General features: G+C 61.7%; 19 protein-coding genes. 11 read left to right on the top strand and 8 right to left on the bottom strand.

The window, feature by feature from the left end; translation table 11 throughout:
- Positions 1-163 precede the first annotated feature (163 nt).
- Genes HP556_RS09125 through HP556_RS09105 form a run of 5 tightly spaced genes read left to right on the top strand, consistent with a single transcriptional unit; the run spans position 164 to position 4,719 of the window.
- Positions 164-1,030 (top strand): branched-chain amino acid ABC transporter permease, encoded by an 867-nt coding sequence (locus HP556_RS09125; protein ID WP_175366717.1) that lies wholly within the window; start codon positions 164-166, stop codon positions 1,028-1,030.
- A 7-nt stretch (positions 1,031-1,037) separates the two neighbouring features.
- On the top strand, positions 1,038-2,081 hold the full coding sequence (locus HP556_RS09120; RefSeq protein WP_175366716.1) for a branched-chain amino acid ABC transporter permease: 1,044 nt from the start codon (positions 1,038-1,040) through the stop codon (positions 2,079-2,081).
- Positions 2,078-2,830, top strand: a complete 753-nt coding sequence (locus HP556_RS09115; RefSeq protein WP_089268231.1) for an ABC transporter ATP-binding protein — start codon at positions 2,078-2,080, stop codon at positions 2,828-2,830. Before HP556_RS09120 ends, HP556_RS09115 begins: the two co-directional genes overlap by 4 nt.
- Complete coding sequence (locus HP556_RS09110) at positions 2,823-3,569, top strand: ABC transporter ATP-binding protein (RefSeq protein WP_175366715.1); 747 nt, start codon at positions 2,823-2,825, stop codon at positions 3,567-3,569. Before HP556_RS09115 ends, HP556_RS09110 begins: the two co-directional genes overlap by 8 nt.
- 31 nt (positions 3,570-3,600) lie before the next feature.
- Positions 3,601-4,719 (top strand): cobalamin-independent methionine synthase II family protein, encoded by a 1,119-nt coding sequence (locus HP556_RS09105; protein WP_175366714.1) that lies wholly within the window; start codon positions 3,601-3,603, stop codon positions 4,717-4,719.
- 88 nt (positions 4,720-4,807) lie between these two features.
- On the opposite strand, the gene HP556_RS09100 is transcribed toward HP556_RS09105, so the two are convergent.
- Positions 4,808-6,118: a UDP-glucose dehydrogenase family protein gene (locus HP556_RS09100; RefSeq protein WP_175366713.1), complete on the bottom strand. Its 1,311-nt coding sequence runs from the start codon at positions 6,116-6,118 to the stop codon at positions 4,808-4,810.
- Positions 6,119-6,297: 179 nt separating this feature from the next.
- On the opposite strand from HP556_RS09100, the gene HP556_RS09095 reads away from it, so the two are divergent.
- The 3 genes from HP556_RS09095 (at position 6,298) to ahcY (ending at position 10,471) form a co-directional block, all read left to right on the top strand.
- Complete coding sequence (locus HP556_RS09095) at positions 6,298-7,653, top strand: hypothetical protein (RefSeq protein ID WP_089268228.1); 1,356 nt, start codon at positions 6,298-6,300, stop codon at positions 7,651-7,653.
- A gap of 60 nt (positions 7,654-7,713) precedes the next feature.
- Positions 7,714-8,907, top strand: a complete 1,194-nt coding sequence (metK, locus tag HP556_RS09090) for a methionine adenosyltransferase (RefSeq protein ID WP_089268239.1) — start codon at positions 7,714-7,716, stop codon at positions 8,905-8,907.
- Between the two features lie 142 nt (positions 8,908-9,049).
- Positions 9,050-10,471 carry an adenosylhomocysteinase gene (gene ahcY / locus HP556_RS09085; protein WP_175366712.1) on the top strand — a complete coding sequence of 474 codons (1,422 nt, stop codon included), beginning with the start codon at positions 9,050-9,052 and terminating at the stop codon, positions 10,469-10,471.
- A gap of 54 nt (positions 10,472-10,525) precedes the next feature.
- On the opposite strand, the gene HP556_RS09080 is transcribed toward ahcY, so the two are convergent.
- The 4 genes from HP556_RS09080 to HP556_RS09065 form a co-directional block, all read right to left on the bottom strand.
- Positions 10,526-11,551: an LLM class flavin-dependent oxidoreductase gene (locus HP556_RS09080; RefSeq protein WP_175366711.1), complete on the bottom strand. Its 1,026-nt coding sequence runs from the start codon at positions 11,549-11,551 to the stop codon at positions 10,526-10,528.
- 78 nt (positions 11,552-11,629) lie between these two features.
- Positions 11,630-12,328, bottom strand: a complete 699-nt coding sequence (locus HP556_RS09075) for a fumarylacetoacetate hydrolase family protein (RefSeq protein WP_175366710.1) — start codon at positions 12,326-12,328, stop codon at positions 11,630-11,632.
- A gap of 78 nt (positions 12,329-12,406) precedes the next feature.
- Complete coding sequence (locus HP556_RS09070) at positions 12,407-14,209, bottom strand: ABC transporter ATP-binding protein (protein ID WP_093761976.1); 1,803 nt, start codon at positions 14,207-14,209, stop codon at positions 12,407-12,409.
- Between the two features lie 246 nt (positions 14,210-14,455).
- On the bottom strand, positions 14,456-15,265 hold the full coding sequence (locus HP556_RS09065; protein WP_175366709.1) for an outer membrane protein: 810 nt from the start codon (positions 15,263-15,265) through the stop codon (positions 14,456-14,458).
- Positions 15,266-15,607: 342 nt separating this feature from the next.
- Here HP556_RS09065 and HP556_RS09060 point away from each other — a divergent pair, with 342 nt between their 5' ends.
- Positions 15,608-16,573, top strand: a complete 966-nt coding sequence (locus HP556_RS09060) for a helix-turn-helix domain-containing protein (RefSeq protein WP_175366708.1) — start codon at positions 15,608-15,610, stop codon at positions 16,571-16,573.
- Between the two features lie 9 nt (positions 16,574-16,582).
- Here HP556_RS09060 and galE read toward each other — a convergent pair whose 3' ends face one another.
- A complete protein-coding gene (gene galE, locus HP556_RS09055; RefSeq protein ID WP_175366707.1) occupies positions 16,583-17,596 on the bottom strand; it encodes a UDP-glucose 4-epimerase GalE in 1,014 nt (337 codons plus the stop codon).
- Between the two features lie 115 nt (positions 17,597-17,711).
- Here galE and HP556_RS09050 point away from each other — a divergent pair, with 115 nt between their 5' ends.
- Positions 17,712-18,770, top strand: a complete 1,059-nt coding sequence (locus HP556_RS09050) for a glycosyltransferase family 4 protein (protein WP_246297542.1) — start codon at positions 17,712-17,714, stop codon at positions 18,768-18,770.
- Here HP556_RS09050 and HP556_RS09045 read toward each other — a convergent pair.
- Both HP556_RS09045 and waaF read right to left on the bottom strand, forming a co-directional pair.
- Entirely contained in the window at positions 18,752-19,282 is a 531-nt protein-coding gene (locus tag HP556_RS09045; protein WP_093761968.1) for an HAD family hydrolase, read from the bottom strand. The genes HP556_RS09050 and HP556_RS09045 overlap by 19 nt on opposite strands.
- A complete protein-coding gene (gene waaF, locus HP556_RS09040; RefSeq protein WP_175366706.1) occupies positions 19,279-20,352 on the bottom strand; it encodes a lipopolysaccharide heptosyltransferase II in 1,074 nt (357 codons plus the stop codon). The genes HP556_RS09045 and waaF overlap by 4 nt, the downstream gene beginning before the upstream one ends.
- 192 nt (positions 20,353-20,544) lie before the next feature.
- On the opposite strand from waaF, the gene rfaD reads away from it, so the two are divergent.
- Positions 20,545-21,525 (top strand): ADP-glyceromanno-heptose 6-epimerase, encoded by a 981-nt coding sequence (gene rfaD, locus HP556_RS09035; protein WP_175366705.1) that lies wholly within the window; start codon positions 20,545-20,547, stop codon positions 21,523-21,525.
- The last annotated feature ends 12 nt before the right edge of the window (positions 21,526-21,537 follow it).

Genomic DNA, 21,537 nt, shown 5'->3' with positions numbered 1-21,537 from the left:
TGCGTGTGGAGGGGTAGGGTGGGGGTGCAACACGCGCCGCTCTTTATGCGGCACCACCCCCACCCGACCGGCCTTGCGGCCGGCCACCCATAGCGGGCGAGGTCGCCCGCTAGACCCCACGCAAGCGCGGGGGAGGGCCAAGAAAGAAAGCACCTGTCGTTTCATGACCCTTCTCACCATTCTGTTCGACGGCATCGCCTACGGCATGTTGCTGTTCGTGCTGGCGTGCGGGCTGGCGGTGACGCTTGGGCTGATGAACTTCGTCAACCTCGCGCACGGCGCCTTCGCCATGGCGGGCGGTTATGCCTGCGCGATCCTGGTCAATCGCGCCGGCCTGCCATTCTTTGCGGCTTTGCCGATTGCTTTCGTGGTGAGCGCTGCGATCGGCGCCGTGCTGGAGCGTTCACTCTATCGGCACCTCTATACGCGCAGTCATCTTGATCAGGTGCTGTTCACCATCGGCCTCGTCTTCATGTCGGTGACCGCGGTAGACTACTTTATGGGGTCGTCGCAGACCTTCATCCATCTGCCGGATTACCTGCAGGGCCAGATCAATCTCTTCGGCCTCGGCGTCGGACGCTATCGTTTGATGATCATCGTCATCTGCGGACTGCTCACGGTGGCGCTTCAGATGATCCTGTCCAAGACCCGCTTCGGTAGCCGGTTGCGCGCCGCGGTCGATGATCCGCGCGCCGCGTCGGGTCTGGGCATCAACGTGCCGCAGGTGTTCGCGCTGACCTTTGCGTTCGGCTGCGGATTGGCTGGCATGGGCGGCGCACTTGGCGCAGAAATCCTCGGCCTCGATCCGTACTTCCCGCTGAAGTTCATGATCTACTTCCTGATCGTGGTGACCGTCGGCGGTTCGTCCAGCATCACTGGGCCATTCCTGGCTTCGCTGCTGCTGGGCATCGGCGATGTCGCCGGCAAATATTACGTGCCGAAGCTCGGCGCCTTCGTGATCTACACCATGATGATCGTGATCCTGATCTGGCGCCCGAACGGCCTGTTTGGCCGCACCGCAGCGCGGTGAGGGCGTCATGACAGCCAACAGCACCACCCATCCGGAAGTCGGCACCTTCGCCATGGCGCGCGCGCAATGGCGCTGGCCTGAAGTCGTGTTCTGGCTCACCGCCGCGGGCTGCATCCTGCTGTTCCCGAACCGTTACCTGATCCTGACCGAGATCGCCTGGCTCGCGCTGTTCGCGCTCTCGCTCGATCTCATCCTCGGCTATGCCGGCATCGTTTCGCTCGGCCATGCCGCATTCTTCGGCTTCGGCGGCTATGCGGCGGGACTGCTCGCATTGCACGGCATCGTCACCGAACCTGTGATCGCATTGGTAGTTGCCGGTCTTGCCGCGATGGCGCTCGGCTTCGTGACGAGCTTTCTCGTCATGCGCGGGTCAGATCTGACGCGGCTGATGGTGACGCTCGGTATTGCGCTGTTGCTGCGCGAACTCGCCAACCGCTTTTCAAATATCACCGGCGGATCCGATGGCCTTCAGGGCATCGAGATGGCGCCGATCCTCGGCCAGTTCTCGTTCGATATCTTCGGCAAGGTCGGCTTCATCTATTGTCTCTGCGTGCTGTTCGTCTTGTTCCTGCTGGCGCGACGCATCGTGCATTCGCCGTTCGGCCTGTCGCTGCGAGCGATCCGCAACAATCCGCTGCGCGCCTCGGCGATTGGCATTCCCGTCAATCGCCGGCTGATCGCGATCTACACCATCGCCGCCTTCTACGCAGGCGTTGCCGGTGCACTCTCGACGCAGACGACGGCGCTCGCCTCGCTCGACGGTTTTGCCTTCGATCGCTCGGCTGACCTGATGCTGGTCCTGATCATCGGCGGCACCGGCTATCTCTATGGCGGCTTGATCGGTGCGGTGATCTTCAAACTGCTGCAGGAGCTGTTCTCGACGTTGACGCCGCAATACTGGCAGTTCTGGATCGGCGCCGTGCTGGTGGTCATCGTGCTGATCGGCCGCGACCGCATGCATCGCTGGGCGATGTTCCTGCCGCGCCTGATCGCAAGCAAGTTCAGCCGCGCCAAGACGCCGGTCGTTGCGCCGGAAAGTGAGGCGCCATGACCATCGCGCTGGAAACCGTCAATCTCGAAAAGTCCTTCGGTGGCCTCCGCGTCACGCGCGATCTGTCGCTGAAGATCGAGGCCGGCGCGCGTCACGCGCTGATCGGCCCGAACGGTGCCGGCAAGACAACCGTGATCAATCTTCTGACCGGTGTGCTCAAGCCCAATTCCGGCCGCATCTTGCTCGAGGGCAACGACATCACCGGACTGCCGGTGCACAAACGCGTCTTGCGCGGGCTGTCGCGCACCTTCCAGATCAATCAGCTCTATCCCGACATGACTCCGCTGGAGACGGTCGGTCTCGCTGCGTCCGAACATCTCGGCCATGGCAGCGACTGGTGGCGTCGCATGGGCACCCGCAGTGACGTCAATGACGCGATCGCGGAAAACCTCGCGCGCTTTCACCTGCTCGACGTCATGAATGAGCCGACGGCGACATTGCCCTATGGCAAGCAGCGCCTGCTCGAGATCGCCGTCGCCATTGCCACCAAGCCGCGCGTGCTGCTGCTCGACGAGCCGGCTGCGGGTGTGCCGGAAAGCGAGCGCCACGATATTCTCTCGGCCGTCGCCAGCCTGCCGCGCGACGTCACGGTGCTGCTGATCGAGCACGACATGGATCTGGTATTCTCCTTTGCCGATCGCATCTCCGTGCTGGTCGCGGGCGCCATGCTGGTGGAAGGTCCCCCGGACGAAGTCGCGCGCGATCCGCGCGTGAAGGCCGTGTATCTGGGCGAGGGCGCCGATGTCTGATCTCCTCGACATCAATGACCTGCGCGCGGGCTATGGCGAAGCCCTGGTCATTCCCAAGATGACGCTGCAACTCGGCGAAAGCCAGGTACTGGCACTGCTCGGGCGCAACGGCACCGGCAAGACCACGCTGATCAATTCCATCGTCGGCGTTACCCGCCGCTTCAGCGGCACGCTGAAGCTCGGCGGGAAGGACATCACGTCGCTGCGGCCGGACCAGCGTGCGCGAGCCGGCATCGGCTGGGTGCCGCAGGAGCGCAATATCTTCCGCTCGCTCACCGTGGAAGAAAACATGACCGCCGTGGCGCAGCCCGGGCCATGGGACGTCAAGAAGATCTACGAGATGTTCCCGCGGCTCGAAGAGCGCAAGAACAATTTCGGCAATCAACTGTCCGGTGGTGAACAGCAGATGCTAGCGATCGGCCGTGCACTGACGCTCAATCCGCAGGTGCTGCTCTTGGACGAACCGACCGAGGGCCTCGCACCGATCATCGTCGATGAATTGCTGGCGGCACTGGGCAAGATCACACGCGCCGGCGGCATCTGTTCCATCATCGTGGAACAGAATGCCCAAAAAATACTCGGGCTTGCCGATCGTGTCGTGATATTGGAACGCGGCACCATCGTGCATGATGCAACGAGTGCAGCGTTGAAATCCGATCCTGCCGTGCTGGAGCATTTCCTCGGCGTCGCCGGCGCGGCCGGCAGCAAGAATAAACACGCGGCCGGTACACCCGGCTGATCTGCAAACCGAGCATTCTGGAGTAACGACTATGCAGAGAACCAAAGCCCCGTTCCGTGCCGACGAAGTCGGCAGCCTGTTGCGGCCCGCATCGATCAAGGAAGCGCGCGCCAAGCTGGAGAAGGGCGAGATTTCGGCCGACGACCTGCGCAAGGTCGAAGACATCGAGATCGAGAAGGTTGTGCATCGCCAGGCCTCGACCGGCCTCAAGCTCGCCACCGACGGCGAGTTCCGTCGTTCGTGGTGGCACTTCGACTTCCTCGCCAAGCTGACTGGCTGCGAACTCTATCATCCTGACACCGGCATCCAGTTCACCGGCGTCGAGACTCGTCATGACTCGGTGCGCGTGATCGGCAAGGTGGATTTCCCCGACGATCATCCGATGCTGGCGCACTTCAAGTTCCTGAAGAAGCATTGCGACACCGCGGGCGTGACCGCGAAGATGACCATCCCGTCGCCGGCAGTTCTGCATTTCCGCGGCGGTCGCAAGGCGATCTCCAAGGAGGTCTATCCGGATATCGAAGTGTTCTTCGAGGATCTCGCCAAGACCTATCGCAAGGCGGTGAAGGCGTTCTATGACGCTGGTTGTCGTTATCTGCAGTTCGACGACACGGTTTGGGCCTATCTCTGTTCGGAAGATGAGCTGAACAAGGTCCGTGCGCGCGGCGAGGATGCTGACAATCTGCAGCAGATCTATTCGCGCATCATCAATTACGCGATCGCCGAGCGTCCTGCGGATATGGTGATCACCACGCATGTCTGCCGCGGCAACTTCCGCTCGACCTGGATTTCGTCGGGCGGCTACGAGCCAGTGGCTGAAACGCTGCTCGCCGGTACCAACTATGACGGCTACTTCCTCGAATACGATTCGGATCGTGCCGGCGGTTTCGAACCGCTGCGCTTCCTGCCGAAGGGCAACAAGGTCGTCGTGGTCGGTGTCATCACCTCGAAGTTCGGTGAGCTCGAGAAGAAGGAAGACATCAAGGCTCGCCTCCAGGAAGCTGCGAAGTTTGCGCCGCTCGACCAGCTTGCCGTGTCGCCGCAATGCGGCTTTGCGTCCACCGAGGAAGGCAACATCCTCAGCGAAGAGGAGCAGTGGGCCAAGCTCAAGCTCGCCGTCGATGTCGCGAACGAGCTTTGGGGCAAGTAAGCCCGCTGTCGCCTGACCAGCGGACTCGCCAACAAAGATGCCCGGCTTTTGCCGGGCATTTGCATTTCAGTCTCCGGACGATGAGCTCTCAGGACTTGCCGCGGCCTACGCTTTCATAGGTGAAGCCGGCCTTGAGCATCTCCTCGGGGCGGTAGATGTTGCGCAGATCCACGATGACCGGCTGCTTCATCTTCTTCTTCACTTGCGCGAGGTCGAGTGCGCGGAACTGTTCCCATTCGGTCACAATCACCAGCGCGTCGGCGCCAGTCGCGCATGCATAGGCATCGTCGCAATAGGTGATATCCGGCAGTTCGTGCTTGGCCTGTTCCATGCCGACGGGATCGTAGGCCTGCACGGTCGCGCCGAGATCCTGAAGCGCGGTGATCAAGGGGATCGACGGCGCCTCGCGCATGTCGTCGGTGTTGGGCTTGAACGTCAGTCCGAGCACGCCGACGGTCTTGCCGCGCAGATTGCCGCCAAGCGCGGCAGACACCTTACGGGCCATGGCGCGCTTGCGGTTATCGTTGACGGTGAGGACGGCCTCGACGATCCGCAGTGGCGCGTCGTAGTCCTGACCGGTCTTGACCAGTGCGCGGGTATCCTTCGGAAAACACGAGCCACCGAAGCCGGGACCAGCATGCAGGAACTTCGCGCCGATGCGGTTGTCGAGGCCGATGCCACGCGCGACGTCCTGGACATCTGCGCCGGTCCGCTCGGCCAGATCAGCGATTTCATTGATGAACGTGATCTTGGTCGCGAGAAATGCGTTGGCGGCGTATTTGATCAGCTCGGCGGTGCGCCGACCCGTATACATGATGGGCGCCTGATTGAGATAAAGCGGGCGATAGATCTCCGAGATCACCGTGCGTGCGCGCTCGTCGTCGGTGCCGACAACGATCCGGTCCGGATGCTTGAAGTCGCGGATCGCGGCGCCCTCGCGCAGGAATTCCGGGTTTGACGCCACGGCGACGTCGGCGTCGGGATTGGCTTCCTTGATGATGCGTTCCACATCGTCGCCGGTGCCGACAGGCACGGTCGACTTGGTGATGACCACGGTAAAATCGCACAGGTTGGCGGCGATCTCGCGCGCGGCGGCATGCACGTAGCTGAGATCAGCGTGGCCATCGCCGCGGCGGGACGGGGTGCCGACCGCGATGAACACGGCATCCGCCGTCTTCACAGCTTCACTGAGGTCGAGACTGAAGCCGAGCCGGCCGCTTTTCACATTGCTGGCCACCAGCGCGTCCAGGCCGGGCTCGAAGATCGGGATCTCGCCACGGAGCAGGGCGTCGATCTTGCTGCTGTCCTTGTCCACGCAGATCACGTGGTGCCCGAAATCGGCGAAGCAAGCGCCGGATACGAGGCCGACATAACCAGTGCCAATCATGGCGATATGCATGGGAGATTGCCTTTGTCTTGAAGATCATTCTGAAGAGCGCTTCGCGGCTGTGTTTTAGCAGAACACCGTGACTTGCACACCGCGGCGGCGATGCCGGATCACGTATATCATCTGTGGGCAGATCGTGCTAAAGAGTGGGCCAAGCATAATTCTGCCCACTTCCGGTCACATCCCCGCACATGAAGAACGATCAGATCCTCGGAATCATCTCGGATTTCTGCCGACAGGCGGAGATGGCGGAGTCGACCTTCGGTCGCCGGGCCGTCAACGACGGCAAGCTGGTGAATCGCCTGCGTGAGGGAAAGCGCATCACCATCGACACGCTGGAGCGAATTCAGGCCTTCATTGCCCAATCGATGCCGGAGGGCGTGCCGCCGCCACGCGGGCTGGAGCCGCCAATCGAACGGCGCGATCCGCGTAGCAATTTCCGCTTCTTCGAGAACCGGCAGAAATACCTGCTGTTCGTCCATACCTGCTCGGAAAAGCGGGTGATTGCCGATCGCGTCGGGCTCGAATTGGCCAGCATCCATCCGCGCCCGCCAGCGCTGCGGGTGTTCGATGCGGGCGTCGGTGACGGTACGGTGCTGGCGCGGGTGATGCGCTCGATGCACGGCCGGTTCCCGCATATGCCATTCTATATCGCCGGCAAGGAGCTCAGTCTCGAGGACGTCCGGCTGACCCTGGATAAGGTGCCGGATCGGCTGTTCGAACATCCAGCCACGGTCTTCGTGCTGACCAACATGCACTATGCCGAGGCGCCCACACTGACCCCGGCATCACCCGCCGCCGCAGCCGCCATGATCTGGCACGAAGTTCCGCTGCGGGGGGCTTCGTCCGGCGAATTCGCCGACCAGATCGCCGGACTTGGAGCTTTTCTTGAGGACAACTGGCGGGCCAGCATCAACCCCCGATCAGGCATGCCGACCTATGAACGGCCCGTGGCGCTGGTGGTTTATCGCGAGGATCACCGGTTCCTGCTGGATTCTATTATCCCCCGCGCAGGGCGCACGGAGGCCAATTTTGACCTGATTATCGCCTCCCAGCCCTATCGGGCGAAGTCTTCGGTGCAATTTCGGGCCAAACGGATCATGGCGCCGCTGGCCCGGGCGCTGCGGGCAGGTGGGCGACTGATCGGTATCCACTCGCATGGGCAGGACCCCGGTATGGAGATCGTTCAAGCCGTCTGGCCCAAAGAAAATCCTTTCGCCGTGAGCCGGCATGAGCTATTGCGGGCGGTGAAATATGAGCTGGGCTCAGCCGGCCGCGATCTGAACTTCAATGCCTATTCCGACCAGCGGTCGATCTTTCGCTACGCCATGGAGGCGTTGCCGAACGAGGTGACCGGATCGATCGGAACTTCGACGGCTTTTGCAGCGTGGAACGCGGCGGTTTACGTGGCCCAAATCGAGGATGACCGTTTGACGGAAGTGACGGAGAGCGGCCGTTACCTGGATGCCACCCGAGAGGTTCTGCGCAAGCACAACGGTCTCTGGTTCTACGACGAATCCTACGTCATCTCGCGGCGTCGCGACTGACATTTCCGGAACAATCTGACGAAGGCTGCCGGGCTCCGGCGCAACCTAGAGGACCAGTTGATGCGCGCGTCTTATCTCTTCACCAGTGAATCGGTTTCCGAAGGCCATCCCGACAAGGTCTGCGACCGTATCTCCGACGAGATCGTCGATCTGTTCTTCCGCGAAGGCCCGAAGGCGGGCATTGATCCTTGGGATATTCGCGCTGCCTGCGAAACCCTCGCCACCACCAACAAGGTTGTGATCGCCGGCGAGACCCGCGGTCCATCCACCGTCACCAACGACCACATCGAAGCCGTCGTTCGCGCCGCCATCAAGGACATCGGCTACGAGCAGGACGGTTTCCACTGGAAGACCGCCGACGTTGAGATTCTGCTGCATCCGCAGTCGGCCGATATCGCACAGGGCGTCGATGCCAAGCAGCCGACCAATGCCGAAGAAGGCGCTGGCGACCAGGGCATCATGTTCGGTTACGCTACCAACGAAACGCCCGAGCTGATGCCGGCACCGATCTTCTACGCGCACAAGATTCTGCGCCTGATCTCGGAAGCCCGTCATGCCGGTACCGAAAAGGTGCTCGGTCCGGACTCCAAGAGCCAGGTCACCGTGCAGTACGAAAACGGCAAGCCGGTCGGCGTGCGCGAAATCGTCGTCTCGCATCAGCATCTCGTTGAGGACATGACCTCGAACCAGGTGCGCGAACGCGTCGAGCCCTATGTCCGCAAGGCGCTGCCGGATGGCTGGATCAGCGACAAGACGATCTGGCACATCAATCCGACCGGGAAGTTCTTTATCGGCGGTCCCGATGGCGACGCAGGTCTCACCGGCCGCAAGATCATCGTCGACACCTACGGCGGCGCAGCCCCGCATGGTGGCGGTGCATTCTCGGGCAAGGACTCCACCAAGGTGGACCGTTCGGCCGCTTACGCCGCGCGCTACGTCGCCAAGAACATCGTTGCCGCTGGTCTGGCCGACAAGGCGACGTTGCAGCTCGCTTACGCCATCGGCGTGGCGCGCCCGCTGTCGATCTATGTCGACACCCACGGCACCGGCAAGGTCGCTGACGATGCCATCGAGAAGGCCGTTGCTGCCGCGATGGATCTGACGCCGCGCGGCATCCGCAAGCATCTCGACCTCAACAAGCCGATCTACGCCCGCACGTCGGCCTACGGTCATTTCGGTCGCACGCCGGATGCCGATGGTGGCTTCTCCTGGGAGAAGACCGACCTCGTCGATGCGCTGAAGCGCAACGTCTAACCACAAATTCGTCGTTCCGGGGCGTGTGCGCATCTTCGCGCATACGAACCCGGAACTCAGAAGTGACTATCACATCGAGATTCCGTGTTCGTTCGCGAAGGCGCGAGCGCTGCGGAATCGCTCTCTCATCAAGGATAAAAGCATGACCGCCCCCAACGGTTTCACGGACTACATCGTCAAGGATATCAATCTCGCGCCATTCGGCCGCAAGGAGCTCTCGATCGCTGAGACCGAGATGCCCGGCCTGATGGCCACCCGCGAGGAATTCGGCCCGAAGCAGGTTCTGAAGGGCGCGCGTATTGCCGGCTCGCTGCACATGACCATTCAGACCGGAGTGCTGATCGAGACGCTGAAGGCGCTCGGCGCCGACGTCCGCTGGGTCTCCTGCAACATCTATTCGACCCAGGATCATGCCGCTGCCGCGATCGCAGCCGCCGGCATTCCGGTGTTCGCCATCAAGGGCGAAAGCCTCACTGAATATTGGGACTACACCGCCAAGCTGTTCGACTGGCATGGCGGCGGTCATCCCAACATGATCCTCGACGACGGCGGCGACGCCACCATGTATGTCCATCTCGGCCTCAAGGCCGAGAACGGCGACACGGCGTTCCTGGACAAGCCAGGTTCGGAAGAAGAGGAAGTGTTCTTCGCGCTGCTTAAGAAGCAGCTCAAGGAGAAGCCGAAGGGCTACTTCAAGGCGATCGCCGACAGCATCAAGGGCGTCTCGGAAGAGACCACCACGGGTGTGCATCGTCTGTACGACATGCAGAAGGCTGGCACGCTGTTGTGGCCCGCGATCAACGTCAATGACTCCGTGACCAAGTCGAAGTTCGACAATCTCTATGGCTGCCGTGAATCGCTGGTTGACGGCATCCGCCGCGGCACCGACGTCATGATGTCCGGCAAGGTCGCCATGGTTGCCGGCTTCGGCGACGTCGGCAAGGGCTCGGCCGCTTCGCTGCGCCAAGCCGGTTGCCGCGTGCTGGTGTCCGAAATCGATCCGATCTGCGCATTGCAGGCGGCGATGGAAGGCTATGAAGTCGTGACCATGGAAGACGCCGCACCGCGCGCCGACATCTTCGTCACCGCGACCGGCAACAAGGACATCATCACCATCGAGCACATGCGCGCGATGAAGGATCGTGCCATTGTCTGCAACATCGGTCACTTCGACAACGAGATCCAGATCGCCACGTTGAAGAACCTGAAGTGGGACAACATCAAGCCGCAGGTCGACGAAATCACCTTCCCAGACGGCAAGCGCATGATCCTGCTGTCCGAAGGCCGCCTGGTGAACCTCGGCAACGCGACCGGACATCCGTCCTTCGTAATGTCGGCCTCGTTCACCAACCAGACGCTGGCGCAGATCGAACTCTATGCCAACAACAAGGACGGCAAATACAAGAAGGAAGTCTACGTCCTTCCGAAGTCGCTCGACGAGAAGGTAGCCCGTCTGCATCTCGCCAAGATCGGCGTCAAGCTGAGCACGCTCAGCAAGGAACAGGCTGCTTATATCGGTGTGAAGACCGAAGGCCCGTTCAAGGCGGACCACTACCGCTACTGAGTTTGTTTTGACGAATTGAAGAAGAAAAGCCCCGGAGTGATCCGGGGCTTTTTGTTATTTGAGCATCTCTCGGACCATCGGAATGACCTTTGTTCCGTATAGCTGGATACACGTCATTAGCTTCTCGTGTGGCAATGGTCCCGCGCTGTATTTCAGATCGAAGCGCGAAATTCCGAGCGTCTCTGCTGTCTTCGCAATCTTCTTTGCGACTGTTTCGGGCGATCCCACATAGAGCGAGCCGTGTTCGGCTTCCTGATCAAATTCGCGGCGCTGCATCGGCGGCCAGCCGCGCTCCTTGCCGATGCGATCGCGCATCTGCTTGTAGTCGGACCACAGTTCCTCGCGGGCCTGCTCGTCGCTGGCAGCGACATAGCCAGGTGAATGCACGCCTATCGGCTTCACCGGCCGATCAATCTGCGCATAGGCGCGATGATAGAGATCGACATAGGGTTTGAATCGCTCGGGCTCGCCGCCGATGATCGCCAGCATCAAGGGCATGTCATAGCGCACCGCGCGAACAACCGACTCGGGACTGCCACCGACGCCAATCCAGGTCATCAGCCTGCCGGCATCGATCGGTGGATAGACGCGCTGATTGGTGAGTGGCGGGCGGGTCGTGCCGCTCCAGGTTACTTCCGGCTCGGACGCGAGCGCGGCGAACAGATCAAGCTTGTCCTCGAACAGCGTCTCATACTGGTCGAGCTTGAAGCCGAACAGCGGGAAGGATTCGGTGAACGAGCCGCGGCCGAGAATGACCTCGGCGCGGCCATTGGAGACCGCGTCTACTGTGGCAAAGCGCTGGAAGACGCGGATCGGATCGTCGGAGCTCAGCACGGTCACAGCGGAACCGAGGCGAATGCGCTTGGTGCGCGTCGCGATGGCCGCGAGCACGACTTCGGGCGCCGATACGGCAAAGTCTGCGCGGTGATGCTCACCGACGCCAAAGAAGTCGACGTCGAGCTGATCGGCGAGGACGGCCTCGTCGATGACATTCCGGATGACTAGTGCATGTGACAGCATTTCGCCGTCTGCACCACGTGTGACGTCACCGAACGTGTCGAGACCTAGTTCGAGCGGCATGGATCGCTTCCCTGATGGAGCCGAAACGAAAAAGGCCGCGCATCATGCGCGGCCTTTCGCAGTAAAGGCGTGCGGCCCTTACTTGGGCGCGGTGATTTCGAACTTCAAGGTGCCGATGCCATCGACGCCGCATTCGACCTTGTCGCCTGGCTGAAGCGCTGCAACGCCGGCCGGGGTACCGGTCAGGATCACGTCGCCGGCGCCGAGTTCGACCTGCAGCGAGAGCTTCGCGATGATCTCGGCGATATTCCAGATCATTTCGGACAGGTCACCCTTCTGGCGTTCGGTACCGTTCACCGAGAGCCAGATCTTGCCCTTGGAGGGATGGCCGACCTTCGAAGCGGGGACGAGCGCGCCGGTGGGCGCCGACATGTCGAACGACTTGCCGATTTCCCAGGGCTGCTCTTTCTTGCGCGAGATGGTCTGGAGGTCGCGGCGGGTGAGGTCGACGCTGACGCCATAGCCCCAGACGTGATCGAGCGCCTTGTCCGGCGAGATGTTGAGGCCGCCGCTCTTCAGCGCGACGACGAGCTCGACCTCGTGCTGCATGTCCTTGGTCAGGGTCGGGTATGGGATTTCGCTGCCATCAGGAACGATCATGTCGGCATGTTTGGCGAAGAAGAAGGGAGGGTTGCGCTCGTCATTGCCGAGTTCGCGGATGTGCTCGAGATAGTTGCGGCCCACGCACCAGACGCGGCGAACCGGGAATTTCGTAGTCTCGCCCTGAACGGCGATGGCGGCCTGCGGCGGAGGAGCGATAACGAACGATGCGGTCATGGACGGCTCTCGGGCTGGTTGTGAAGGCTGGGATCAAAACGGATGCCGCGCTTGCGCGGCAGAAAACAGAGGCAAGTCTTACGCCGACGCATGAAGCGGTGCCAGCGGCGAAGCATCACGATGTTGCAAGCGGAAGAACGAGGCGTAGCGCCCGCCACGGCGCAGCAGGTCGTCGTGGCGGCCGCGCTCGACGATCTCGCCGCCCTCGACCACCAAGATGGCGTCGGCATGCATGATCGTGTGCAGGCGGTGGGCGATGACAATCGTGGTGCGATTCTGGCAGAGATGCTCGATGGCTTCCTGCACCGATTTTTCGGATTCGGAATCCAGCGCTGCGGTAGCTTCGTCCAGCAGGATGACCGGCGCGTTCTTCACCAGCGCGCGCGCGATGGCGATGCGTTGGCGCTGGCCGCCGGAGAGTTGTGCGCCATGCTCGCCGACCGGCGTCTCGTATCCGAGCGGGAAACCCATGATGAAATCATGGGCGCAGGCGGCCTTGGCTGCCGCGACGATCTCGTCTTCCGTGGCGCCCGGTTTGCCGAAGGCGATGTTTTCGCGGATCGTGCCGCGGAACAGATAGACATCCTGGCCGACATAGGCGGTCTGGCCGCGCAGCGAGCGCCGCGAAACCTGGCCGATCGACTGGCCGTCGATGGTGATATCGCCTTCGCTGACTTCGTAGAGTCGCAGCAGCAGCGCGAGCACGGTGGACTTACCGCCCCCTGACGGGCCGACCAGTGCGGTCACCTTGCCGGGCTCGGCGACGAAGCTCATGCGGTTGAGCACGACCTCGTTGGGGCGATAGCGGAACGTCACGTCATGCAATTCGACGCGCGCATCGGTCAGCTTCAGCGCCGGCTTGTGGTCGTCATTCGGCTCGGAAGCCGGGCTGTCGACGATTTCCAGCAGCGTATGCGCGCCGATGATCTGACTGTTGAGGTCGATGTTCAGCCGCGCCAGCCGCTTCGCCGGCTCATAGGCCAGCAGGAAGGCGGTGACGAAGGAAAAGAATTGGCCGGGTGTCGCGCCCATCGCCACCACGCGATAGCCGCCATACATCAGCGACGCCGCGATGGCGAAACCGCCGAGGGTTTCCATCAGCGGGCTGGAGCGGCTGGAGACGCGCGCCATCTTGTTGGCGTTCTGCTCGACGGCCGTGATGCTCGCTTCCATGCGCTGCTGCATGGTCTGTTCGAGCGTGAAGGCCTTCACCGTGCGGATGCCCTGCAGCGATTCCTGCATCACTTCCAGAATCTCGGTGGTGCCGGTGAACTGGTTGCGGGCGAGCCCCTTGATGCGCCGGACCAGCTTGCGCAGCACCAGCATCGCAGGCGGCGCCACCAGGAAGCCGAACAACGCCATATAAGGATCCTGCATCACCATCACGCCGACTAGCGCGATCAGCGACAGCAGGTCGCGGCCGACGGCGTTGATCAGCAGGCTGAGCACCTGTGTCACCGAATTGGCGCCGGCGGTGAGCCGCTGCAGGAATTCTGACGAATGCCGCTCCGAGAAGAAGCCGATGCTCTCGTTCATCAGCTTGGCGAACAGCCGGCGCTGATTGTTCGCGACGATGGCGTTGGAGATCTTCGAGAGAATGACGGTATGGCCGTAGGTCGATGCGCCCTTGATCAGGAAGATCACCACCACGAAGCCCGAGAACAGCGCGATCCGCTCGATGCTCTTGTCCACATAGGCCTGGTTGATGACCTCGCCGAGCATATAGGCGGCGCCCGCGGTAGTCGCGGCGGAGACGGCCATCAGCAGGAAGGCCAGGAGGTAGCGCCGCCAATAGGTGACCGCCTGTTCGGCGACCAAGCGGCGGATCAGCGCCCAGGCGCCGTACGGATCGTCAGTGACTTTGCGAGTAATCTTGGCCATCCGCGGTCCAGCGACGGCGCCGGGCAGGGATTTGCCGAGGCGTCAGGGTCAGCTTGCGAAACAGCCGCCTGATTGCCCGTTAAATCGCGGTTTTTCAAGCCAAAATCGGGCTTGCCAAGACTTTGTTAACCCATTGGCCCGGCGGTGTCCGTCACCGGATTCGGGCCGATTTTGCCCTGGAATCTCTCGGAAGCACGGCACGCGACAGGTACGCGCCATGCTTCCGGTTGGCAGGATGTAACCCGATCAGAACCGGTAATTCACGCCCGCTTTCATGGTGTGGAACCTGGTATCGACCGCGATGCTGGAGTTGGATGAGAAGCCATTGGCGATGTCGTTGACGGCAGTGGAGAACAGCGTGCTCCGGCCAAGATCCACATAGAGATATTCGGTCTTGAATGACCACTGCGGGGTGAATGCGTATTCGAGGCCCGCGCCCGCGGTCCAGCCCCACTGTGTCTGGCCGGCCGACACCGCCGCAACCTGGCCGAGCACACCATTCGGGCCGGTCAGAGTAAAGTTCCCGTTGGTGTTGACCCGGCCATAGGCGCCGCCGCCGGTGCCGTACAGGAAGACGCGGTCCCATGCATAGCCGAGCCGTCCGCGAATCGTGCCGAACCATTCGACTTCGGAGCCGGTGCCGAATGCCGCGGACGTGGTCACGCCGTTATTGTTCAGCGTCTGATTGCCCTCGAAGCGGCCCTTGATGCCGGACCACTGGAAGTCGGTCTCGATGCCGACGACGAAGCCGCCGTTGTATTGATAGTTGTAGCCAGCCTGTCCACCGCCGAAGAAACCGCTCGAGGTCAGGCTGAAATTGCCGTTGGTGCTGGCAACGAGCGCGGCTGCCTCGGCCTGCAGCTGCCGCTGTGTAGCCTGAAACGGATAGTCGAACTTGTCGCCGCCGAAACCGACATTGGCGCCGACATAGAAGCCGGTCCAGGAGAACACCTGGACCGGCGCGACTGGCGCCTTCACCGGATAGGGCATGTCGGCCGCAATGGCAGGAACGGCTGCACCGACAAGCAGTGCTGCGCCAGCGAATACTCTCTTCATGATCAGGCCCCTCAGTTTCTTGCTCTCGGCAAGTGATTTCCGATGCATCGCCGTCATCGGCGATCGCATGTGAAGTGTCGTCGAGCCAAGGCATCTGCGAATGATGCCGGGACTCGCGGCTTCCACGTGCACAATGACAGGGCTGGCGGAGAGGTCTTGTTCATGCGCGTAGCAGATTTTAGCTCTCGCGCACTGCCACTAAACTTCGCGTCGATGTGGCGTTGTCGCAACAGCACATATGCGCACTATACAACCACGGTTACAGAACGTCGCACTGCCGAGATTTTTCGTGATGAGTTTGTTCTGTGTTGCTACACTATTCGTCGGAAATGAGTTGGACGTATGCATCAGGCCAGTTTCGTCTCAGATGGATTTGATCCGGAATTGCTGGATCACCAAAAATTCGCACTGTGGTGCGAAAACATGGAAGCGCTCACCTGCTGCGTGGACATCACACGTGCTGAAGATCAGCCATTCTCGGCTTTCGTGCACTGGGCAGATTATTCGAATGTGCGGGTCACCCGGTTCGGCGGCACGTTCAGTCGAATCCGACGATCCAGAACGGCAATCTCGCGCGGGCCGGACGATGATTTCTGTTTGATGTTTCATCGAGGCGAGGGGACGCTGGTCGTCGATCAGGTGGGGCGCGAAACGGCCTTGTCGTCAGACTGCGCTTTTCTCGGCACGAACGGACGTCCGGCAGATTTGCGATCGGATGCGGATTTCTCGTCGACGACGCTGACCGTCAGTAGGGAGCGCCTGTTGCCTCTCATTGGAAATGTCGACGATCTCCTGATCCAGCCGCTCGACGAACGGCGCGCAGCCGTGGCTCATCTGCGACGCTACATCGACATCTCGGTCGATCTGCTGCGCGATCCGCATGATGCGGAGCTCGACAGCCATATCAGCACGACATTGCTGGATCTGACGGCGCTCGCGCTAGGTGCCCGCGGCGACGCTGCACAACTTGCGTCGATGCGCGGTCTGCGCGCGTCGCGAACGCAGGAAATCATCGCCGAGATCGATCGCCATTTCGCGGAGCCGGGTTTCTCGGTGGGGCAGGTCGCGCGCCGGCTGGATGTGTCGCCGCGCTATCTCCAGGACCTTCTGCAAGATACCGGATCGAGTTTCACCGAACGCCTTCTGGAGCGCCGTCTGCAACATGCAATGCGTTTGCTGACGAGCGAGCAGGGTGATCGGCTGAAGATCAGTGAAATCGCGCTAGCCAGTGGCTTCAACGAGATCTCATACTTCAATCAGCGATTTCGTCGGCGTTTCGGCGAGACGCCGACGCAGTGCCGGCGCTGATCAAACTACTCAGGCCGATTTCGCCATCAATTCGATGCCATGGCGCTCGCGGGCGAGCTTCTCTTCCCAGGCCAGCGCGTGGCGGGCGATGGTTTCGAGATCGTCGTATTGGGGCGTCCAGTCGAGCGTCGCGCGGATTCGGGTGGTATCGGCGATCATGGTCATGATGTCGCCGTCGCGGCGCGGGGCGTACTGAACCGCGAAATTTCGGCCCGATGCACGGCGCACGGCTTCGATGGTTTCCAGCACCGAATAGCCGCGGCCATAGCCGCAATTGAGGGTCGTGGATGCGCCGCCTTCGCGCAGGTAGCTCAATGCGGCGCGGTGGGCCTGAACGAGGTCGCTCACATGAATGAAGTCGCGGATGCAGCTACCGTCGGGCGTCGGGTAATCGGTGCCGAATACGTCGATCTTGCTGCGCTGACCAGTGGCGGCCTCGACGGCGATCTTGAGCAGATGCGTCGCGCCCATGGTGGCGAGGCCTGTGCGGCCCTGCGGATCGGCGCCGGCGACGTTGAAGTAACGCAACGCGACAAACTCCATGCCATAGGCCGGTGCGATGTCGTGCAGCATGATCTCGGTCATCAGCTTCGATGATCCGTAAGGCGACAGCGGTCGTGTGGGGGCATCTTCTGCCACGGGCGTAAAATCGGGATTGCCGTAGACGGCAGCGGTCGATGAGAAGATAAATTTTTTGACGCCGCATTTCACTGCCGCGCTGAGCAGGTTGCGTGTCGTCATCGTGTTGTTGCGATAGTAGGCAAGCGGGTCGCGCATCGATTCCGGCACGACGACAGAGCCCGCAAAATGGATGATGGCGTCGATGCCATGGGCAGCAATGACGCCCTCGACAAGGTTCTCATCAGCGACATCGCCGATAAACAGCGGAACGCCCTCGGGGAGATATGTTGAGAAGCCCGTCGACAAATTGTCGATCACGACCACGCTCTCGCCGGCTTCCACCAGCGCATGGACCATGTGACTTCCGATATAACCGGCGCCGCCGGTGACAAGGACGGTCATTGGATTTACTCACTCTCCCGTTTTGGGAACGCTATCGCGCCCGGGATGAAGAGTGGGTTTCGACGGCCGGCAACTGGCCACTATGCTTAATGTTGCGTATAGGAAATCGGGCGAAATGGAGTCACCTGTGCCGATTGCGGGCAAAACGGCCGATAAACTGCAGCTGATCGTCACGAATCTGCACTGGCGCTACTCCGGTGTGACGGCGACCAACCGCATGGTGGCGCCGAAACTCGCAGACATGTTCGACGCGGCTTGGCTTGGATCCGACGCGCCCGCCGGCATTGCGCGCATGGATATCGGCGATCTCGTGAAATTGTGGCTGCGCCGCAAGCCTGTGATTTGGCACGCGCGGCGCAACAACGAGATGATTGCCGGCGTTCTGCTCAAGGCGCTCGGGTGGCCGATGAAACTGCTCTTCACCTCGGCAGCGCAGCGCCGTCATACCTGGATCACACGCTGGCTGATCAGCCGGATGGATGCCATCATCGCGACCAGCGACATTTCCGCGTCATATCTGAAACGGTCTGCGACGGTGGTGACGCATGGTGTGGATACCGACCGCTACGCGCCGCCCATCGATCGCCGAGCGGCGTTTGCCGAGGCGAAGCTACCGGGGCGCTATGCAATCGGCTGCTTCGGCCGCGTGCGCGCGCAGAAGGGCACCGATCTGTTTGTCGAGGCGATGTGCGAGTTGTTGCCGCGCTATCCCGATTTCATCGCCGTCATCGTCGGCGCAATCACGCCGGACCAGATCGGCTTTGCCAATGACCTCAAGAAGAAGATCGCCGATGCCGGTCTGCAGTCGCGCATCGTTATCACCGGCGAGTTGCCGATCGAAGAGGTCGAGCGATGGTATCAACGCCTGACGATCTACGCTTTCACTTCGCGCAATGAAGGCTTCGGTCTGACGCTGATCGAGGCGATGTCGGCGGGGGCCGCGCTGGTCGCAACGCGTGCGGGCGCCGCGGAGATCGTGGTCGAGGAGGGCGTGACCGGCAAGCTCGTGCCAACCGGCGATGCAGTGGCACTCACGCTAGCATTGGAGCCGCTGATGCGCGATCCCGATGCCGCTGCAGCCATGGGTGAACGTGCGCGCCAGCGTGTGCTCGACAAATTCAGCCTCGATGCAGAAGCGCGCGGAATCGCGGAAGTTTATCGCAGGCTGCTCTGACCCTGCAGGATATCCGCAACGAACGCGTCCAAGTCGCCGCCTGCAAACAGGAAGCCGGGCAGGTGCGCAGCCTTGGCCGCTTCGATATCCGAATCGCGGTCGCCGATGGCAAAACTACCTTTGCGTTGCACAGGCCAGTGCTGCATCAGGTCGAGGATCATGCCCGGGCTCGGCTTGCGCCAGTGATGATCTTCCAGATAGCCAGCAACTGATCCAGCCGGATGATGCGGGCAATAGCGGACGTCATCGATGCGGGCGCCTTGTGCCGCGAGTTCGGAGCGCATCCACTTAAACAGCGTATTGAGTTCGTCTTCGGTGAAATAACCGCGTGCGACGCCGGACTGGTTGGAAAACAGGAAGACGAAATAGCCGGCATCGTTGAGCCGGCGAATAGCCTTGGCCGCGTTCGGCATCCAGCGGATGCGATCGGATGTGCCCATATAGCCGTCGTCGTAATTGATGACGCCGTCGCGATCGAGAAACGCTGCGGGCTTTGCTTGCGTGGTCGTCATATCTGCGCGCTTCTGTTGGACGCCTCGGCCATCACGCTCTGGATAATCTCGGCGACATCGTCGGCCGGAATGTCCCGCATGCAGGCATGGTTGTTCATGGTGCAGACCGGTCTGTGACACGGCTGGCAGGGAACGATGGTCTTGGTCTGCACGGTGGCCGCCAGCGGATTGAGCGGTCCCCAAAGCTGCGGGCTGGTCGGTCCGAAAATGCCGACGGTCGGCGTGCCCACGGCGGCCGCAATATGCATCAGGCCGGAATCATTGGCCACGGCGACATTGGCGGCGGCCATGCCGATCACGCCATTGCGCAGGTCGCCCGTGGTGAGGTCGCGAGCGCGGGGACCGGCGGCGGCAATGATTTCGTTGGCGAGGTCCTTCTCGCCCGGGCCGCCGATGACCCAGACGTCCAGCCCGCGCTCGACCAGCAGTTTTGCGGCCTCGGCATAATAGGTCCAGCGCTTGGAGGAACCGACCGAGCCGGGACCGAGCGCGACCGCCGGACCGGTTCCCAGTCCATTGGTCTGCCGCCAGCGCGCGATCTCGTCGGCGGGCACGCGGAACTGGGGCACCGGCCATTCCGGCGGCAGTGGCGTGCCGTCCGGCAGCGCCAGCGCGCATTTCTTGTCGATCATGCGCGGCAGTTTCTTTTCGCCCCAGCGCCACTGATTGATCAGGCCGAAGCGCGCCTCGCCGACAAAGCCGATGCGCTCCGGGATGCCCGCCAGAGCGGGTGCCAGAGCCGATTTCCAGGTCCGCGGCATCACCAGCGCGGTGCCATAGTTCCGGGCGCGCAGGGTGGCCGCCAGTTCCCATTGCTTGGCGAGCGCGAGCTGGCTGCGAGGCAGGTCCCAGACGATGCCTGCGCGCACGCCCGGCATGTAGTCGACCAGCGGGGCGACCAGTCTGGTCACCAGCAAATCCACCGGCCGGTTCGGCCAGCGCTCCTTCAGGACCCGGACGACTGTATGACCCCGGACGAAATCACCGATCCACATATAGGGCACGATCAGGATCGGCCGGGTATCGTCCGGATCGACCATCACGCCCTGGTATGGGGAATTTACGTTCATTCTTTCAAGGACTTCGCTGTTCTGCCGCGGGCTATATCCGGCTCACGTCGGTACCCGCTCCATTCGGACAGGTAAAGCCATTTGGGATGTTTCCAACCATGTCCCCATGGCGGCGACGAACATCCCGTTGCCCAAGTTGCCTGTGGGGCAGGGTTGAGGCAAAGGTGGGTCAATCATGAGATCGGGGACTTCATGCTGCTTGTGACCGGGGGAGCCGGTTTTATCGGATCGAATGTCGTGGCCGCGTTGAATGACGCCGGCCGCGCGGACGTGGCCGTCTGCGACGTGCTCGGCCATGATGGAAAATGGCGTAATCTTGCCAAGCGGCAACTTGCAGATGTAGTGCCGCCAGCCGAGCTGATGGACTGGCTGAAGGGCCGCAAGCTCGATGCGGTCATTCATCTCGGCGCGATTTCGGAAACCACCGCGACCGACGGTGATCTTGTGATCGAGACGAATTTCCGCCTCTCGATGCGCCTGCTGGACTGGTGCACGGCCAATGCGACGCCACTGATTTATGCATCGTCCGCTTCGACCTATGGCGATGGTGCGCAGGGCTTTCGCGATGAGCAGACCATTCCCGAACTCAAAAAACTGCGGCCGATGAACCTCTACGGCTGGAGCAAGCACCTGTTCGACCTCGCGGTGGCCGAGCGCGTCGCCAAGGGCGAAAAGATGCCGCCGCAATGGGCCGGTCTGAAGTTCTTCAACGTGTTCGGGCCGAACGAGTACCACAAGGGCTCGATGATGAGCGTGCTGACGCGGCGCTTCGACGATATCAAGGCCGGCCGCGGCATCCAGCTGTTCAAGTCGCATCGCGAAGGTATTGCCGATGGCGATCAGCGCCGCGACTTCATCTATGTCGAGGACGTCGTCCGCGTAATGATGTGGCTGCTGGCGTCACCCAATGTCAGCGGCATCTTCAATGTCGGGACGGGAACCGCGCGCAGCTTCAAGGACCTGATGCTGGCTGCCTACACTGCACTCGGCACCAGGCCGAACATCGACTATATCGACATGCCCGAGCAGATTCGCGGTAGCTATCAGTACTTCACGCAGAGCGAAGTCGATCGGTTGCGCGGCGCCGGCTACAACGGCGGTTTTACAACATTGGAAGATGCGGTCTCGCATTATGTGAAGGGCTTCCTCGACCAGCCCGATCGCTTCCGTTGACGGCACAACAGG

The organism is Tardiphaga robiniae (assembly GCF_013359755.1).
Lineage (GTDB): Bacteria > Pseudomonadota > Alphaproteobacteria > Rhizobiales > Xanthobacteraceae > Tardiphaga > Tardiphaga robiniae.
The sequence above is the reverse complement of the archived record's forward strand: the minus strand, read 5'-3'. Positions and strand labels throughout refer to the sequence as shown.

Bases quoted from the DNA above. Each gene is read 5' to 3' on its own strand.
- HP556_RS09070 (WP_093761976.1), bottom strand. From the start codon at position 14,209: ATGGCCAAGATTACTCGCAAAGTCACTGACGATCCGTACGGCGCCTGG.
- HP556_RS09080 (WP_175366711.1), bottom strand. From the start codon at position 11,551: ATGCCGCTCGAACTAGGTCTCGACACGTTCGGTGACGTCACACGTGGT.
- HP556_RS09045 (WP_093761968.1), bottom strand. From the start codon at position 19,282: ATGACGACCACGCAAGCAAAGCCCGCAGCGTTTCTCGATCGCGACGGC.
- HP556_RS09060 (WP_175366708.1), top strand. From the start codon at position 15,608: ATGCATCAGGCCAGTTTCGTCTCAGATGGATTTGATCCGGAATTGCTG.
- HP556_RS09075 (WP_175366710.1), bottom strand. From the start codon at position 12,328: ATGACCGCATCGTTCGTTATCGCTCCTCCGCCGCAGGCCGCCATCGCC.
- HP556_RS09110 (WP_175366715.1), top strand. From the start codon at position 2,823: ATGTCTGATCTCCTCGACATCAATGACCTGCGCGCGGGCTATGGCGAA.
- ahcY (WP_175366712.1), top strand. From the start codon at position 9,050: ATGACCGCCCCCAACGGTTTCACGGACTACATCGTCAAGGATATCAAT.
- HP556_RS09120 (WP_175366716.1), top strand. From the start codon at position 1,038: ATGACAGCCAACAGCACCACCCATCCGGAAGTCGGCACCTTCGCCATG.
- HP556_RS09125 (WP_175366717.1), top strand. From the start codon at position 164: ATGACCCTTCTCACCATTCTGTTCGACGGCATCGCCTACGGCATGTTG.
- HP556_RS09065 (WP_175366709.1), bottom strand. From the start codon at position 15,265: ATGAAGAGAGTATTCGCTGGCGCAGCACTGCTTGTCGGTGCAGCCGTT.
- HP556_RS09105 (WP_175366714.1), top strand. From the start codon at position 3,601: ATGCAGAGAACCAAAGCCCCGTTCCGTGCCGACGAAGTCGGCAGCCTG.
- HP556_RS09095 (WP_089268228.1), top strand. From the start codon at position 6,298: ATGAAGAACGATCAGATCCTCGGAATCATCTCGGATTTCTGCCGACAG.
- waaF (WP_175366706.1), bottom strand. From the start codon at position 20,352: ATGAACGTAAATTCCCCATACCAGGGCGTGATGGTCGATCCGGACGAT.
- HP556_RS09115 (WP_089268231.1), top strand. From the start codon at position 2,078: ATGACCATCGCGCTGGAAACCGTCAATCTCGAAAAGTCCTTCGGTGGC.
- HP556_RS09050 (WP_246297542.1), top strand. From the start codon at position 17,712: ATGGAGTCACCTGTGCCGATTGCGGGCAAAACGGCCGATAAACTGCAG.
- HP556_RS09100 (WP_175366713.1), bottom strand. From the start codon at position 6,118: ATGCATATCGCCATGATTGGCACTGGTTATGTCGGCCTCGTATCCGGC.
- rfaD (WP_175366705.1), top strand. From the start codon at position 20,545: ATGCTGCTTGTGACCGGGGGAGCCGGTTTTATCGGATCGAATGTCGTG.
- galE (WP_175366707.1), bottom strand. From the start codon at position 17,596: ATGACCGTCCTTGTCACCGGCGGCGCCGGTTATATCGGAAGTCACATG.
- metK (WP_089268239.1), top strand. From the start codon at position 7,714: ATGCGCGCGTCTTATCTCTTCACCAGTGAATCGGTTTCCGAAGGCCAT.